A 15,677-nucleotide genomic window follows, 5' to 3' on the forward strand; every position below is an offset into this window, starting at 1 on the left:
TGGTCAACCGGCAAAGGCGCGGCGCAGCAGCTGCGCGATGGCGACGCGCGGGCTGCCCTGGTAGGCGATGTTGTGGGCGGGCTCGCTGAACAGCAGGCGGATCAGCCGGTGCCGCGCGGCTAGGTCGGGCCGCAGCGCTATGCCGATCAGCCCCTTGCGCGTGCGGGCGACGCGGCAGGGCACCCAGCCCAATGGCGCCAGCCAGAAGGCGCCCTCGGCGCCGTCCGTCGCGGCGGCCGCGTGCGGGCACAGCAGCGCCGCGCCATTGCAGGAAAGATCCCGCGTGACGCCGACGAACTCGCGTGCCGTGCCATCGGTGCCGTGCAGCCGAAGCAGGGCACGCGCCTGGTACGGGAAGCGCTCTTCCTTGCGCGGCCGCGGCAGCTCGAAGCAGACCAGCAACGACGCCAGGTAGAGCACCATCGACACGATGGTCCACGTGATGTTGAACGCCACGCCCGGCGCGTCGGCATCGGCGGCCACGGCGCGTGCCAGTCCCATGCCGGCCAGCACGAACAGCGCGCCATACAGCACGGCGAACTTGCCGTGCACGACCACCTTCGAGCGGTCGAGCCCCTTGTTGGTGACCTTGAAGGGCCGCCCGAAGGGTTTGATCACCGCACTGGCCAGCGTCGCGGTGACCGCGACCGCGGCGACGATCTGCGTGACCTCCGTGAAGATCGGCATCGCGCGCGAACCGGTCACCCAGATGCTGTAGGCCCAGTACATCAACAAGGCCGGCACGCCGTAGGCCAGGAACTGCAACGGATCGCCATAGAGCGTGGGGACATTCAGGTACCAGTACAGCAGCGGCCCGGCCAGCAGCATCAGCGTGAATGGCCGGCTGAGCCAGTGCAGCAGCCCGTGGATGTAATGCAGGCGCTGCAAGCCGGTGTAGCCGCGACCGCGCAGCGGCCCGTCGGCGGTCAACGCCACCTGAATCGTGCCCAGGCCCCAGCGGCTGCGCTGGCTGATGTATTCGGGCAGGCCCTCGGCGGACAGGCCCACGCTCAGCCGCTCGTTGAGCCAGCGCGTGACGTAGCCGTGCGGCATGAGCCGGTACGTCAGGTGGATGTCTTCCGTGACGGTGCCAGTGGGGAAGCCGCCGATGGCCTCCAGCGCTTCACGCCGCACCACGAACGAGGTGCCGATGCAGAACGCCGTGCCCCACGCGTCCTTGGCCGGCTGCATGATGTCGAAGAAGGCGCGCTGTTCGTCGACCCAGCATTCGGTCGAGCGCAGGTTGTACTGGATCGGGTCGGCGTTGTAGTAGAACTGCGGCGTCTGCACGACGCCGACCTCCGGGTCCCTGAACAGGCCGACGGTGCGCAGCAGGATATTGCGGTTGGGCGCGAAGTCCGCGTCCAGCACCATGATGAACGGCGCGCCACCGTCCGGCTGCGCCGAGCTGTGCTGCAGGCCGTTGTTGAGGTTGCCGGCCTTGGCGTGGGCGTTGTCGGGCCGCGTCACGTAGTTGACGCCGACGCGCTCGCAGTAGTCCTTCAGCCAGTCGCGCCGCGTATCGTCGAGCACCCAGACGCGGAAGTTCGGGTAGTCGATCGCCTGCGCCGAGACGATGGTCTTTTCCAGGACGTCCAGGCCTTCGTTGTAGGTGGCGATGAAGATGTCCACCGCGGGCGCGCGCCGGTTGCGCCGCAGCGCGGCCTCGCCGGCATCGGCGTCGGCGCTGTGGTCCGAGGTGCGGGTCAGCGTGACGATGGAGATCAGCGTATAGGCGATGGTCATGGTCTCGAAGCCGAAGAACACATAGGCCCACAAGCTCGGAAAATCCATGCGCCATTCGGGCAGCGTCTGCGAGAAGCGCCAGACGTAGTAGACGATCAGCAGGACCGCCGCCGCCGCGCCGAACAGCCACCGGTCGGCGGCGCGGTGGCGGTCGCCGCGCAGGCACAGCACCGCGATCAGGAAGGCGCCGGCGTTGATCTCCACCAGCATGCGGTTTTCAAGAAAGTAGGCGAACATCGTCACTCCCTGCGGATGTCGTCGGGTGAAGCCTGCGCCTGTGCCGTGTCGGTCTTGCAGGCCGGGCAGGCGCCACCAGGCTGGAACGGATTCCAGCCCGCGGCCGCCAGCACGGCCCAGGCCGTCGCGCCCAGGTGTGGCAGGTGGAAGTAGTAGAAGTCTTCGGTGGTCGAATCCGGACCGATCGACAGGCCCGTGCTGATGCGTGATTGCGGCGTGGCGAACAGCATGCCGGACGCCGCGCGCTGCGCCAGCAGCAGCGGCCACAGCGGGCGGGTCTCGTCGTCGCGGCCGCTGGCGCGCAGCACCAGCGCGGCCTGGCCGGTGCCCTCGGTCCACACGCCGTCGGGGCGCGCCTTGAAGCCATAGCCGCCGCCCACCGTGTGGTGCGCGCGGGCCCAGTCCAGCGCGCGCCGCCATGACGCTGCGGACTCGGGCACCGCGATCAGCGGCCACAGCGAGGCATCGAGTGCCGACGGCTCGCTGTTGAGTGCGCGCCCGTCGTCGCGCGTGCCGATCACGAAGCGGCCTTCGCCGGGCTGCCACATGGCATCGACGAAGCGGCGCGCGCGCTGCGCGGCCGCGTCCCAGCGCGGGTCGCTGGTGCGCAGCGAGAGCCAGCGGAACGCGGCATAGGCGTCGACATTGTGTTCGGTCGATTTCCAGCCCTGGCGCCGCGGCGTCGGCTCGTGGCCGAAGAAGCCGCCGATATAGCCGGCCGGGCTTTCGCTGCCGAAGGTCTGCTTGTCGATCCAGGTCATCAGCGTCGCCGCGGTGTCGAGGTAGCGGCGCTCATGCGTGGATTCGTAGGTGGCCAGCAGCAGCAGCGCCGCCCACGCGACGTTGCCGGTGGCGGTGCCGACCTGGTAGGCATCCTCGAACCAGCGCTTGCTGGGCGCGTCCCACCAGCCGGGCATCGGCACGGGCCCATCCGGCACGGCGCCGGCGCGATAGGCATTGCGCACGCGGCCGTCGTGGTAATGCCGGTCGCGCGTGACGCCCGCCACCACGCCGTCGGCGATGCGGCGCGCGGCATCAGGCTGGCCGCATGCAATCAGCGCGACGCCTGCGAGCGCGTTGTCGTAGACGAAGGCGGATTGCTGCAGCGGCGGTGGCAGCGGCTCGCCGCCCGGTGCGGGTTCATAGCTGCCGACCATCACCGGCCCCTTGCCCGGTATGGCGGCCACGCGCGCGCCCAGCGCCTTGCAGCCGTCGCGCAGCAGCTGCTCGCGCGATGACGGATCGGAAGCATTCGGAGGCGCTGCCATGGCCGTACTCAATGCGGAGCAAGCCACCAGCGCCGCTGCCAGCCGCCGCACGCGGCGCGGGCCACGATGCGGCGGACTGCGGGCAGGCAAGCGTGGAATCGGATAACGCTGCACGGTGATCTCCATCCTGCGGGCGCTCGTTCCACCCTGGGTTGATCGGATCAGATCAGGCTGCGCAGCCAGGAGCGGTCCAGGCTGACCTTGGCCCAGTGCCCCAGTGCGCAGCGGTCGGTCTGGTGCGTGCCGGTCGCGGGCAGGTCCGGCAGCGGCTTGTCGAGGCGGGCGATCAGGTAGACCTCGTTCTTCTCGATCGGCGGGAACGGCACGAAGTAGCGTGCCTGGTCGCCGTCGGGGGCGCGCGGCAGGACTTCGGCCACCGAGCCCGGTACGGGCCTGGCGACGCCATCCACCTTCACCGTGAGGCGGGCGCCCGGCAGCAGGTCCTTGCTCAGGCTGCGCGGGAACACCGCAACCACGCGCGGCTGGCTGCAAGTGGTCGTGCGCATCAGCGTGGCGCCTGCGGCGACACGCGTGCCGGGGGGCGCCAGCACGTCTTCGACCACGCCGCCGGCATAGGCCTTGATCTCCAGGTTGGACACGCGCTCCAGCCGTTCCTGTTCGGTGCTGACCATCTTGTCGACGGACGCGCCGTACTCCTGCAGCTGCGTGATCTCGGACTGCAGCTGCGCGATGCTGGCGCGCAGTTCATCCTGGCGCTGCACCAGCGCACCGACGGCACCGTCCGCGCTGCTCATGTAGACCTTGCTGCGCGCGGCTTCGCTGCTGCCGCGCGCGCTCTCCAGCTCCGCCTGGATGGCATCACGCTGGCCCGACAGCACGGTCAGCTGGTTGCGCGACGCATTGGTGTAGGCCTCGCTGACCGCGCCCGCCCATTGCATGGCCTGGTTGCGGTTGACCACGTCTTCCTGCTGGTCGATCTGCTGGCGCGCGACGGCCAGCTTCGCTTCGATGCCCTTGACGCGCGCCGAGTGTTCGCGCTGCGCCGCCGACTGGTAGCGCTGGATGTCCTGGCCCGTCGATGCGAGACGGGCCTGGTCCGAAGCGAGTTTGGCCCTGGCCGCTTCCAGGCGCGTCTGGTTGTCGAGTTGCTTGCCGGTCAGCTCCGTCAGCAACGCGCGGTCGAGGTTGGAGTTCTGCAGCGTCATCAGCGGCTGTCCGGCTGCAAACGTGCCGCCCACCGCGACCGTCTGGCGCGTGATGACGCCTTCGACGGGCGTGGTCACAAGATTCACGGGGCTGTTGACGACGGCGCGTTCCGAAGACCGGTTGAACACCGGTGGAAACATCACCGACAGGATGATCCAGATGATGAACGCGACCATGCCGTAGCTGGCCAGGCGCGGGGCGATCTGCCAAAGCGGCCGCAGGCCGATCTCGCGGCCTCGCGGCCGCGCCAGGGCTTCCTGCTGGCGCGACAGGCGCGACTGCAGCGTCTTCGTCGGCAACAGGTTCCTGGTGTTTCTTGGGTCCGGCTTCTCGGGCTTCTCGGGCTTCTTGTCCATGGTTTCCTCTGGCAAACAAAGCTGGATCTGCGCCGCCCCGGCGGAGCGCCGGGCAGCATGGGCAAGCGCTCTCCCGCGCCGGGCCCGCAGGCTGGCGCGCAAGCGCAGTCGTCATCCCCCAACACATTTTTTATGCACCGCGTTCCGGAGCCGCTACCGGCACGGAACGAAGTGCGTATCGAACCGGGCAAGCCGGTCCTGGAGTTGCCCGCGTTATCACCACAATGCGCACCACATGCGCACCACATGCGCACCGCATGCGCACCACAATGAGCACCGCAGTGAATCGTGCGAGCAGGAAGAGCGAGGCGCGAACGCCATTGATCCCCGGGAATGTTGCAGCGCGACGTTGCTGCCCGGAGCGTTTCAAGGCTATGCAAGTTGCCGCATCACTGCTGTAAGAATGTGTAAGGGCTGCATGTCACACCACTTATCTCGGCGCCAATCGCCGGCTCGATTCATGGTGAACATCGGCTGCGCGGAGGCGATGGACATTTCATATCGCCCGCCTGCGCGATCCACGTAATCGCGGCAAAATGCAAGGCCGGCACCTTGCCGCGAATCTCACCAATCCGGACACCGATCCACGTCACTGGGAATTCTTCATGCCTGCCATTGCCACGCCCGACATGCCCTACCGCCGCCTTGGCGCCAGCAACCTCAAGGTCTCCGCACTGTGCCTGGGCACCATGATGTTCGCCGACCAGACCGATGAAGCCGAAGCCGCGCGCATCGTCGGCAGCGCGCGCGAGCACGGCGTGAATTTCATCGACACCGCGGACGTCTACAGCATGGGCGCATCCGAGCAGATGGTAGGACGCTTGCTGACAGACACCCGGCACGACTGGGTGCTAGCCTCCAAGCTCGGCAACCCCATGCAGCCGGGTCCCAACCATTCGCACTATTCGCGCGTGTGGATCCTGCGCGAAGTCGAGGAGAGCCTGCGCCGCCTGGCCACTGACTATCTCGACATCCTGTACCTGCATCGCGACTACGCGGAGGAAAACCTGGAGGAAGCCGTGCGCGCCATGGGTGACCTCGTGCGTGCGGGCAAGATCCGCTACTGGGCGGTGTCGAACTTCCGCGGCTGGCGCATTGCGGAGATCGCGCGGCTGTGCGACCAGCTCGGCGTGCCGCGCCCGGTGGCCTGCCAGCCGTACTACAACCTGCTCAACCGCATGCCGGAAGTGGAAATCCTGCCGGCGTGCGAACACTACGGACTCGGTGTGGTGCCGTACAGCCCGATCGCGCGCGGCGTGCTGACCGGCAAGTACCTGCCGGGCCAGGCGCCCGCCACCGGCACGCGCGCGGGCCGCGCCGACCGCCGCATGATGGAGACCGAGTTCCGCGAGGAATCGCTGCTGATCGCGCAGCTGCTCAAGGAGCATGCCGAAGCGCGCGGCCTCACGGCGGGACAGTTCGCCACGGCGTGGGTGCTGGCCAACCCCATTATCTCGTCCGTGATCGCGGGGCCGCGCACGCTGGCCCAGTTCGAAGATTATTTCGGCGCGCTGAACGTGACCATTTCGCCGGAAGAAGAGAGCCTGGTCGATGGTCTCGTTCCGCGCGGACATGCCTCGACGCATGGCTACAACGATCCGAACTACCCGTTCGCGGGCCGGCCGGTAAGCGTCGCTGAAGCGCCATCCGCCTGACACCGGCGATCAAGTGGACGATGCGCGGCCCGGGGGGGCGATGTTCTGTGGCAACAGTCGCGCAAAGCGTCTTGCTCCTACAGCGCGGCGCGCCTGTTCCTACTAATATTCAGTTAAAGCGGGTTCCCCGAGGGGAAGCCCGCAACCCTTGCACTCGGGACCGGCGTGAAGACCGCGCCGAGAGTGCCGGTAGAAGAACGGGATGGCCAAAACGTGGCACGACGTGGCTGGATCTTCGCTGGCTTGGCAGTCGCCCTCTGTGGGGGCGGGTATGTCGTGTTCAGCCTTGTTTCGAATGAAGTGCGCAATTCGCAATGGCAGGCGCGCTACCTTGGCCGCTTTGCCAGCGAACTGACCTTCGACGTCCAGCCCGGGGCCAGCGACAGCATCCGCTTCCCGCATTCCGGACCGTACGACGACCGCATGGGCTATGGCCGGCTGCCGCTGTTTGCCAAGCGCCTGGAAGCGCGCGGCTACGTGCCCGCCGAACAGGCGCGCATGTCGCCCGAAATGGTCCGGCTGATGGACCAGGGCATCTTTCCCCCTTACCGTGAAAAGAACCAGGCCGGCCTGGTGCTGCGCGACTGCAACGGCATGACGCTGGCGTTCGAGCGCTATCCGCAGCGCCAGTACGACGATTTCTCGGCGGTGCCGCCGGTGCTGGTGAACTCGCTGCTGTACGTCGAGAACCAGGGCCTGCTCAATCCCGAGTACCCGAGCATGAATCCGGCGCTGGACTGGAAGCGGCTGTCGCGCGCGGTGATCGACCGCGCGATCCGGCTGGCCGACCATTCGCATGAATCGCCGGGCGGCAGTACGCTCGCCACGCAGATCGAAAAATACCGGCACTCGCCCGAAGGCCGGACCCAGTCCATTCCGGAAAAATTCCGGCAGATGGCCTCCGCGTCGCTGCGCGCCTATATGGACGGCCCCGACACGCAGCGTGCGCGCGAACGCATCGTGATGGACTACCTCAATACCGTGCCGCTGTCGGCGCGGGTCGGCTTCGGTGAAGTCAACGGCATCGGCGATGCGCTGTGGGTCTGGTACGGCGAGGACTTCGGCGAAGCCAACCGCCTGATGAAGCAGATGGATTCGCGCGCGCCGACCGACCGCCAGGCGCAGGCGTACAAGCGCGCGCTGTCGCTGATCATCTCGCAGCGCCGGCCGTCCTATCACCTGCGGCGCGACGATACCAACCTCGACGCGCTCACCGGCAGCTACCTGCGGCTGCTGGCGGCCAACGGCGTCATCACACCAGAACTGCGCGATGCGGCGCTGCGGCAGCCGCTGGACAAGTCCGCGCCACCGGCCAGGCCGGAGCGCGAGCCCTTTGTCACGCGCAAGGCAGTCAACCGCGTGCGCGCCGACATCGGACGGCTGACCGGCGTGAACAGCCGCTACGACATGGACCGCCTGGACCTGACCGCGGACAGCACCATCAACCGCGAGGCCCAGCGCATCGTCACCGATACGCTGTTGCGCATGAGCGACAAGAACGTCGCGCGCGCCATGGGGCTGTACGGCCACAACCTGCTACGCGACCAGGACGATCCGTCCAGGCTGATGGCGAGCTTCACGCTGTTCGAACGCGTGGGCAATGCCAGCGTGGTGCGCGTGCAGGCCGACAATATCGACCAGCCGTTCGACATCAACAGCGGCGCCCGGCTCAACCTGGGTTCCACGGCCAAGCTGCGCACGCTGGTGACCTACCTGGAGATACTGAGCGAGCTGCATGCGCGCTATGCTGGCATGAGCAAGGAAGAGCTGGCCGGCGTGAAAGTGGCGAAGCCGGACGCGCTCAGCCGCTGGGCGATCGACTACCTGTCCAAGGCGCGCGCGCCGCAGGACCGCACGCTGGCGGCCATGCTGGACGCCGCCATGGAACGCAAGTATTCGGGCAGCGCGGGCGAGGGCTTCTACACCGGCGGCGGCCTGCAGAGCTTCACCAACTTCGAGCGCTGGGAAGGCGAGCGCATCATGACCGTGCGCGTGGGCTTCCAGCACTCGGTCAACCTGGTGTTCATCCGCATGATGCGCGACATCGTGCGCTATGAGCTGTTCCACGGCAAGGTGGACATGAGCGATATCTTCGAAGACCGCAACTCGCCAGAGCGGCGCGTCTACCTGGAACGCTTTGCCGACCAGGAAGGCAGCGCCTACATGACGAACTTCTACCAGCGCTACCGCGGCAAGGACGCCGACCAGCGCCTGGCCACGCTGCTCGGGCGCGTGCGCGTGAGCACGCCGCACTATACGGCGGTGCGCATGTCGGTGACGCTGCTCAGCGTCCGCCCGGACCTCGACGAGGAAAGCTTCGAACGCATCATGCGTTCGCGCATGACGGCGAAGCAGCTTGCCGGTGAAGACCTGCCGGCGTTGTACCGCAAGTACGGCAAGGACAAGTTCAACCTGAACGACCGCGGCTACCTGTCGCGCGTCCATCCGCTCGAACTGTGGATGGTCGAGTACATGGACAACAACCCGGACGCGACGTTGTCGCAGATCCTTGACGCCAGCAAGGACGAACGCCAGTACGTGTACCGCTGGCTGTTCCGCTCGCACAGCAAGTACGGGCAGGACAACCGCATCCGCACGCTGCTGGAGCAGGAGGCCTTCCAGCGCATCGCCAAGCGCTGGCAACGGCTGGGCTACCCGTTCGACGCGCTCACGCCTTCCTACGCCACCGCGATCGGCGCATCCGGCGACCGCCCGGCCGCGCTCGCGGAACTGGCGGGCATCATCCTGAGCGGCGGCATGGCGACGCAGACGGCGACCGTGCGTAGCCTGGACTTCGCCGCCAATACCCCGTACCAGAGCCGCTTCGTGCTACAGCCCGAGCCGGGCAAGAGGCTACTGGCGCCGGAGATTACGGCGCTGGTGCGGCGTTCGATGCTGGACGTGGTCGAACGCGGCACGGCCAAGTCGATTGCCGGCGCCTTCGTGGCGCCGGGCAAGGGCGGCGCGCCGATTCCCATCGCCGGCAAGACCGGTACCGGCGACCAGCGCTTCCAGACCTATGGTCCCGGCGGGCGGCTGATCTCGTCGCGTTCGGTCAATCGTTCCGCCACCTTCGTCTTCACGCTCGGCGAGCGCTTCTTCGGCACCGTGACCCTGAACGTGAAGGAGCCTTATGCCGCGCGCTACAGCTTCACCAGCGCGCTGGCGGTGCGGGTGCTGCGCTACCTGGCGCCGCAGGTGGCGTCCATGGCCGCACCGGGCGGTGACCAGGCGCTGCTGCGTTGCCGCGACTGGTCGCAGGAGATGCGCCTGCCGCGGACCGAGGCCCAGGCGCCGGCGCCCGAAGGCGCCACCGCCTCGGCGGACCTCCTGAAGGTCGATCAGCCCCTGCGGCGCACCATGCCGTAGAGCACGAGCAGGATGATCGCGCCGATCACCGACGCGATCCAGCCGGCCGGCTGCCCTGGCTGGTACCAGCCCAGCGAGCGGCCGATGAAGCCGGCCACCACCGAACCCAGGATGCCCAGCAGGATCGTCATGATCCAGCCCATCTTGTCGTCGCCTGGCTTGATGGCCCGCGCAATCAGTCCCACGATGAGGCCAACGAACACGGTGCCAAGAAATGCCATCATGATCTGCTCCTGCTGTGGAAGGGATCGCGGCGGCGCTGGTCCGGACCGGGTCCGAACCGGGTCCCGAACTGGGTCCCGAACTGGGTCCCGAACTGGGGCCATTAGCGGCGGCCGCTGCGATCCATAATAGACGCGGCCACGGCAGGCAGCATGTCCGCGCTGTTGCGGGGCCGCGGCCGTTCAGCCGCCCGCCAGCCTGAACTGGCCCACCGCGTGGTGCAGGGCGGCGGCCTGGTCTTCCAGCGACGCTGCCGCCGCCGCGGCTTCTTCGACCAGCGCGGCATTCTGCTGCGCCATCTGGTCCATCTGCGAGACCGCCTGGTTGACCTGTTCGATGCCGCCGGTCTGCTCCTCGGTCGCGGCCCGCATTTCGCCCATCAGGTCGGTGACGCGCTTGACCGCCTCGACAATCTCGTCCATGGCCTTGCCGGCGCCTTCCACCAGGACGGCGCCGTCTGCCACGCGCTGCGCCGAGTTGCCGATCAGCGCCTTGATCTCCTTGGCGGCCGTGGCGCTGCGCTGCGCCAGCGTGCGCACCTCGCCGGCCACCACGGCGAAGCCGCGGCCCTGTTCGCCGGCGCGCGCGGCTTCCACCGCGGCGTTCAGCGCCAGGATATTGGTCTGGAACGCGATGCCCTCGATCACGGCGATGATGTCGACCACCTTGCCCGACGCGTCCTTGATGTCGCCCATGGTCGTCACCACCTGGCTGACGATGCCGCCGCCGCGCACCGCGATCTCCGACGCGCCCTCGGCCAGCCGGCTGGCCTGGCGCGCATTGTCGGCGCTCTGGCGCACGGTGCTGGTGAGCTGCTCCATGCTGGCCGCGGTTTCCTGCAGCGAGGCCGCCTGTTCCTCGCTGCGGCGCGACAGGTCGGAGTTGCCGGTGGCGATCTGCTTGGCCGCCCCGGCGATGGCGTCCGCCGAGCCGCGGATGCTGCCGATCGCGCCGGTCAGGCGCGACTGCATCTGCTGCATGGCGAACAGCACGCTGTGTTCGTCGCCCTGACGCACGTCGACGTGGGTAGTCAGGTTGCCTTCGGCGATGCGCGCGGCAATCTGCGATGTGAGCGCGGGCTCGCCGCCGAGCTGCTTCTGCAGGCTGCCCGCCACGCGCAGCATGACCACGGTCATCAGCGCGCCCACGGCGAGCAGCAGGCCCAGCGCCTTGTACAGCGCGACGCGGAACTCGGCCTGGATGTCGTCGAGGTAGAAGCCGGCGACGAAGATCCAGTCCCAGGGGCGGAAGTTCGCCACATAGCTGAGCTTGGCCTGCGGTTCGGCGGCGCCGGGCTTGGGCCAGAGATACTCGACGAAGCCCTTGCCCGCGCCTTTGCCAATGGCGGCCATGTCGCGGAACAGGTAGGTGCCGTTGGCGTCTTTGGTGTCCTCCATCTTCTTGCCGTTCATCTCGGTCTTGAACGGATGCATCAGCACCTGCGTGTCGGTGCGCATCAGCGTGAAGTAGCCATCGGCGCCAAAGCGCATGGCGCGCACGCGTGCCACCGCCTGCTGCTTTGCCTCTTCCTCCGGCAGCTTGCCGGCCCGAGCCAGCGCTTCATACTCGGCCACGACCGAAACCGCGGTGTCGGTCACGTGGGCCAGGTCCAGGCGGCGCTCCTCAAGGCGCAGCGCGCGCATCTCCCACGCATTCCACAGCGTGATGCCAAGCAGGCATACCCAGCTCAGCACCAGTGGCAGCAGTAGTTTTTTCCTCAGACTCATGTTTTGCAGCATTGCCTTGCTTCCTCCATACGCTCGGTGTGTCGGACTTTTTGCCGTCCGTCACCGCGATATCGGCGGCCGTCCTACTAACTTGATTGGGGTAAAACCACCCATGGAAGGGGTAGGGTCTATCTGCACGGCAAGAAGTGCGGACGTCGTCACGGCAAAGGCTGCCGGCGTCGCCTACAATCGGCGTCGGTCCGCAACTGGCGGATCAAAAACGTTCCGGCAAGGAGAAAGCATGGCAGCGCCGCCACGCAACCCGATGACGCAACCCGATGCAGTCGACAGCAGCGAGCACAACGACGACACGCACCATCACGGTGCGCTGTCGGTGTTCCTGGTGTTCCTGCGGCTGGGGCTGACCTCGTTCGGCGGACCGGTGGCGCACCTGGCGTACTTCCGCGCCGAGTTCGTGACGCGCAGGCGCTGGATGAGCGAGCGCGCCTACGCCGATCTCGTCGGCCTGTGCCAGTTCCTGCCCGGCCCGGCCAGCAGCCAGGTCGGCGTGGCGCTCGGGTTGTCGCGTGCGGGTTATGCCGGCGCGCTGGCGGCATGGACCGGTTTCACGCTGCCATCGGCGGTGGCCATGATCCTGTTCGCGCAAGGACTGTCGGCGTGGGGAGCGGCCGTTCCGGCGGGATTGCTGCACGGCCTCAAGCTGGTGGCCGTGGCGGTGGTGGCGCAGGCGTTCTGGGGCATGGCACGCAGCCTGTGTCCGGACACGCTGCGCGTGACCCTCATGGCGATTGCGGCGTGCCTGGCCGTGGCGGTGCCGGGCCCGTGGATACAGGTGGCCGTCATTGCGGCCACGGCGGTCGCGGGTCTCGTGCTGATCCGCCCGCAAGCGGACCTGGCGCATGACCCGTTGCCGATGCCCGTCAGCCACCGCGCGGGCCTTGCCGCGCTGGTGCTCTTTGCCGTGCTGATGGCCGGCCTGCCACTGCTTGCGCGGCAAGCGGGCGCGGGCGGCATGCAGATGTTCGATGCGTTCTTCCGCGCCGGCGCACTGGTCTTCGGCGGCGGCCATGTCGTGCTGCCCCTGCTCGACGCAGCGGTGGTGCCAAGCGGCTGGGTCGGACGCGATGCGTTCCTGGCCGGCTACGGCGTGGTGCAGGCCATGCCCGGCCCGCTGTTCACGTTCGCCGCCTTCCTGGGTGCGGCCATGCAGATCGAGCCGTCCGGCTGGGCCGGCGGGCTGCTGTGCCTGGTGGCCATCTTCCTGCCGGGCGTGCTGCTTGTGATCGGCGTGCTGCCGTTCTGGGAAAGCCTGCGCCGCAGCCGACGCGCGCAGGCTGCGCTTGGTGGCGTGAACGCCGGTGTGGTAGGCCTGCTGCTGGCGGCGCTTTACCAGCCGGTGTGGACCAGCGCGGTCCATGCGCCGCTTGATTTCGGGCTGGCCGTGGTGGCGCTGGTGGCGCTCGTATTCTGGCGCCTCCCGCCCTGGCTCGTGGTGGCCGTGGCCGCTGCTGTGGGCTGGGCGAGCGGGCTTTGAGTGCCGGATATGGCGCTGGTGCCTTCGCCGATTTCGTCGGAACCATCCCTGTCAACGAACTGTCAACAACCTGACCTAGGGTCAAAACCTGGCGCTACAGGTTTGCCCTGAGCCCGAGCATGCCTGGAATCACCTGAAGGAGGTTGCCATGTCGGTCAAACTCAGGTGCTGGTCGGAGGATGGCGAAGAAGTCATCGACGTTCCCCAGTCCGCGCTGGCCGCGCAAGTTGCGCAGCTCGCGCAGGACGGCGCGCAACAGGCGCCCGATGCACCGCATGCGGCGGAGTTCACCAAGTGGACGATGCCCGATGATCCGGACCGCTACGCAGACTTTGCGTAGTCCATGTGGCACCCGGCGCATGCTGCCGGGTGCTGTCCCACAGAACATTCCATTTCCCCCTCCACTCGACAGGCCGCGTGCACGCAGCAAGTGCGCGCGGCCTGCGGCTTGCCCTATCCCCGACTCCGGAAAGTCTGATATCTCGCTTTGTGCATAGGACGCGGACACGCGTTTTCATATGCTTCGGTCATCGCGCTGCACCCTTCCAAACGCGGCGAGAACGATGACTGGAGACCTCAATGCCCTTGTTCCTGAACGAAGTCTGGCTTGGCGACATCAAGCCCGAACTGATCGAAGAGGCCGTGACCTTCTTCGGCAACCTCAGCGTCGGCACCAAGCCCGACAACCTCCCGCCCGACCTGCGCATGATCGCTGGCCCCTGGCTCTCGGCCGAGGAGGCCAAGGTGATGTTCATCTTCGAGATCGACGACCCGTCGACGATGTTCGATGCCTACGCCGAACGCGTGGTCAGCGGCCTGTTCGCGCGTCGCAAGCTGACGCTGCTGTCCGGCTGGGACCAGATGAAGGCCTATACCGACCGCGTCGCCAGCGCCTGATCCACATCGAAACAAGGAGAACGAACATGCCGAAGTTTTTCAATGAAGTGTGGCTGCGCGATATGTCGCCCAAGACCATGCAGGGCGTCGTGGATTTCCTCGGAAACCTGCGCCAGGGCGTGCGCCCGCACAACCTGCCCGGCGACCTGAAGCTGCTCGCGGGCCCGTGGCTGTCCAACGAAGAGGCCAAGGTCTATTTCGTGTTCGAGATCGATGATCCGACCGAGACGTTCGAGGCCTTCGCCGAGCGCGTGGCCGACGGCCTGTTCCTGAAGCGCCGCCTGACGCTGATCCAGGACTGGGATGGAGCTCGTAGCTTCTCGAAGTACCTCAGCGGCCGGCAGTTGAAGGCAGCATAGGCTGGCAGCCACCTGCCACAGGCGGCCCCGGCGGCCGCCGCCGCGCGACAGCGCAGGACACTACAAGACCGACCGCAGGAGACAAAGAATGAGCGGTATCAACAGCGGGCGCCGGCTGGCGCTCAAGCAGGGTATTGCCCTGGCGGCGGGCTCCGCCGCCTCCGGCCTGATGCTCCACACCCCCGCGCGTGCGGCGGGGCAGACCTACAACTACAAGCTCGGGATCGCGCTGGACGCGACGCACCCGACTACGGTCAACCTGACCGCCGCCGCGGCGGAGATCGCGCGCGCTTCCAATGGTCGCCTGAACATCCGCGTATTTCCCAACAGCCAGCTTGGCAGCGACACCGACATGGTGTCGCAGGTGCGCTCGGGCGCCATCGACCTTGTCAGCACGGCGGGCCTGATCTGGGGCACGCTGGTGCCGGCCGCTTCCGTGAGCGGCATCGGCTTTGCGTTCCCGAGCTACGAGCACGTCTGGAAGGCCATGGATGGCGAACTCGGCGCGCATATCCGCGGCGCGTTCGCGAAGGTCAACCTGATGCCGCTGCCGAAAATCTGGGACCACGGGTTCCGCCAGGTCACCAGCAGCAACCGGCAGATCAACACGCCGCAGGACCTGAGCGGCTTCAAGATCCGCGTGCCGCTCAGCCCGGCGCTTACGTCGATGTTCAAGGCCTTCGGCGCGGCGCCCGCCGGCATCAACATGGCGGAGACCTACACCGCGCTGCAGACCAAGATCGTCGACGGGCAGGAGAACCCGCTGACGATCCTCGGCACGCAGCGGCTCTACGAAGTGCAGAAGTATTGCTCGCTGACGTCGCACGTGTGGGACGGCTTCTGGCTGGTTGCGAACCTGCGCACGTGGAACGCGCTGCCCGAGGACCTGCGCCAGCTCGCCGCCACCACGTTCGATACCTACGCGGTCAAGCAGCGTCAGGCCGTCGATGCGCTCAATACCCGCCTGCGCGATGAGCTGAAAGGCCGCGGCATGGTCTTCAACCAGCCTGACGTGAAGGCCTTCCGTGACCACCTGAGCCAGGCCGGCTTCTACCGCGACTGGCAGAAGAAATTCCCCGCCGAGACCTGGGCGATGCTCGAAAAGTACGCCGGCAAGCTGGTCTAGCCACGGCAACGTTCGGTCTATCCGCTGGCCGGTGGCGTTGCGCCACCGCCATG

General features: G+C 67.4%; 12 protein-coding genes. 7 read left to right on the plus strand and 5 right to left on the minus strand.

From position 1 onward, the window contains the following. Positions 1-3: 3 nt before the first annotated feature. The 3 genes from ACIGJB_RS29450 to ACIGJB_RS29460 all read right to left on the minus strand — a co-directional run bounded on the left by ACIGJB_RS29450 (position 4) and on the right by ACIGJB_RS29460 (position 4,774). Positions 4-1,983 carry a glycosyltransferase gene (locus ACIGJB_RS29450; protein WP_483733452.1) on the minus strand — a complete coding sequence of 660 codons (1,980 nt, stop codon included), beginning with the start codon at positions 1,981-1,983 and terminating at the stop codon, positions 4-6. Positions 1,984-1,985: 2 nt separating this feature from the next. Then, the gene (locus tag ACIGJB_RS29455; RefSeq protein ID WP_483734700.1) at positions 1,986-3,251 is read right to left on the minus strand and encodes a hypothetical protein; all 1,266 of its coding nucleotides are present in this window, start codon (positions 3,249-3,251) and stop codon (positions 1,986-1,988) included. Positions 3,252-3,412: 161 nt separating this feature from the next. Continuing rightward, positions 3,413-4,774, minus strand: coding sequence for an HlyD family secretion protein (locus ACIGJB_RS29460; protein ID WP_483733453.1), 1,362 nt, complete (start codon positions 4,772-4,774; stop codon positions 3,413-3,415). Positions 4,775-5,379: 605 nt separating this feature from the next. Between ACIGJB_RS29460 and ACIGJB_RS29465 the strand changes: the two genes are divergently transcribed. Further along, positions 5,380-6,429 (plus strand): aldo/keto reductase, encoded by a 1,050-nt coding sequence (locus ACIGJB_RS29465; RefSeq protein ID WP_483733454.1) that lies wholly within the window; start codon positions 5,380-5,382, stop codon positions 6,427-6,429. 213 nt (positions 6,430-6,642) lie between these two features. Beyond that, positions 6,643-9,798 carry a transglycosylase domain-containing protein gene (locus ACIGJB_RS29470; protein ID WP_483733455.1) on the plus strand — a complete coding sequence of 1,052 codons (3,156 nt, stop codon included), beginning with the start codon at positions 6,643-6,645 and terminating at the stop codon, positions 9,796-9,798. On the opposite strand, the gene ACIGJB_RS29475 is transcribed toward ACIGJB_RS29470, so the two are convergent. Together ACIGJB_RS29475 and ACIGJB_RS29480 are read right to left on the minus strand one after the other, a co-directional pair. Then, complete coding sequence (locus ACIGJB_RS29475) at positions 9,771-10,022, minus strand: GlsB/YeaQ/YmgE family stress response membrane protein (protein ID WP_483712954.1); 252 nt, start codon at positions 10,020-10,022, stop codon at positions 9,771-9,773. The two genes, ACIGJB_RS29470 and ACIGJB_RS29475, sit on opposite strands and share 28 nt — an antisense overlap. Before the next feature lie 180 nt (positions 10,023-10,202). Then, a complete protein-coding gene (locus ACIGJB_RS29480; RefSeq protein ID WP_483733456.1) occupies positions 10,203-11,759 on the minus strand; it encodes a methyl-accepting chemotaxis protein in 1,557 nt (518 codons plus the stop codon). Positions 11,760-11,988: 229 nt separating this feature from the next. Here ACIGJB_RS29480 and chrA point away from each other — a divergent pair, with 229 nt between their 5' ends. The 5 genes from chrA to ACIGJB_RS29505 all read left to right on the plus strand — a co-directional run bounded on the left by chrA (position 11,989) and on the right by ACIGJB_RS29505 (position 15,624). Further along, positions 11,989-13,242, plus strand: coding sequence for a chromate efflux transporter (gene chrA / locus ACIGJB_RS29485; protein WP_483733457.1), 1,254 nt, complete (start codon positions 11,989-11,991; stop codon positions 13,240-13,242). Positions 13,243-13,390: 148 nt separating this feature from the next. Beyond that, complete coding sequence (locus ACIGJB_RS29490; protein ID WP_483733458.1) at positions 13,391-13,582, plus strand: hypothetical protein; 192 nt, start codon at positions 13,391-13,393, stop codon at positions 13,580-13,582. A gap of 239 nt (positions 13,583-13,821) precedes the next feature. Further along, the gene (locus ACIGJB_RS29495) at positions 13,822-14,139 is read left to right on the plus strand and encodes a hypothetical protein (protein WP_224080921.1); all 318 of its coding nucleotides are present in this window, start codon (positions 13,822-13,824) and stop codon (positions 14,137-14,139) included. 26 nt (positions 14,140-14,165) lie between these two features. Continuing rightward, positions 14,166-14,498 (plus strand): hypothetical protein, encoded by a 333-nt coding sequence (locus ACIGJB_RS29500; RefSeq protein ID WP_483733459.1) that lies wholly within the window; start codon positions 14,166-14,168, stop codon positions 14,496-14,498. 88 nt (positions 14,499-14,586) lie between these two features. After that, on the plus strand, positions 14,587-15,624 hold the full coding sequence (locus ACIGJB_RS29505) for a TRAP transporter substrate-binding protein (RefSeq protein ID WP_483733460.1): 1,038 nt from the start codon (positions 14,587-14,589) through the stop codon (positions 15,622-15,624). Positions 15,625-15,677: the final 53 nt, after the last annotated feature.

The organism is Cupriavidus sp. C2SS-8b (assembly GCF_057073745.1).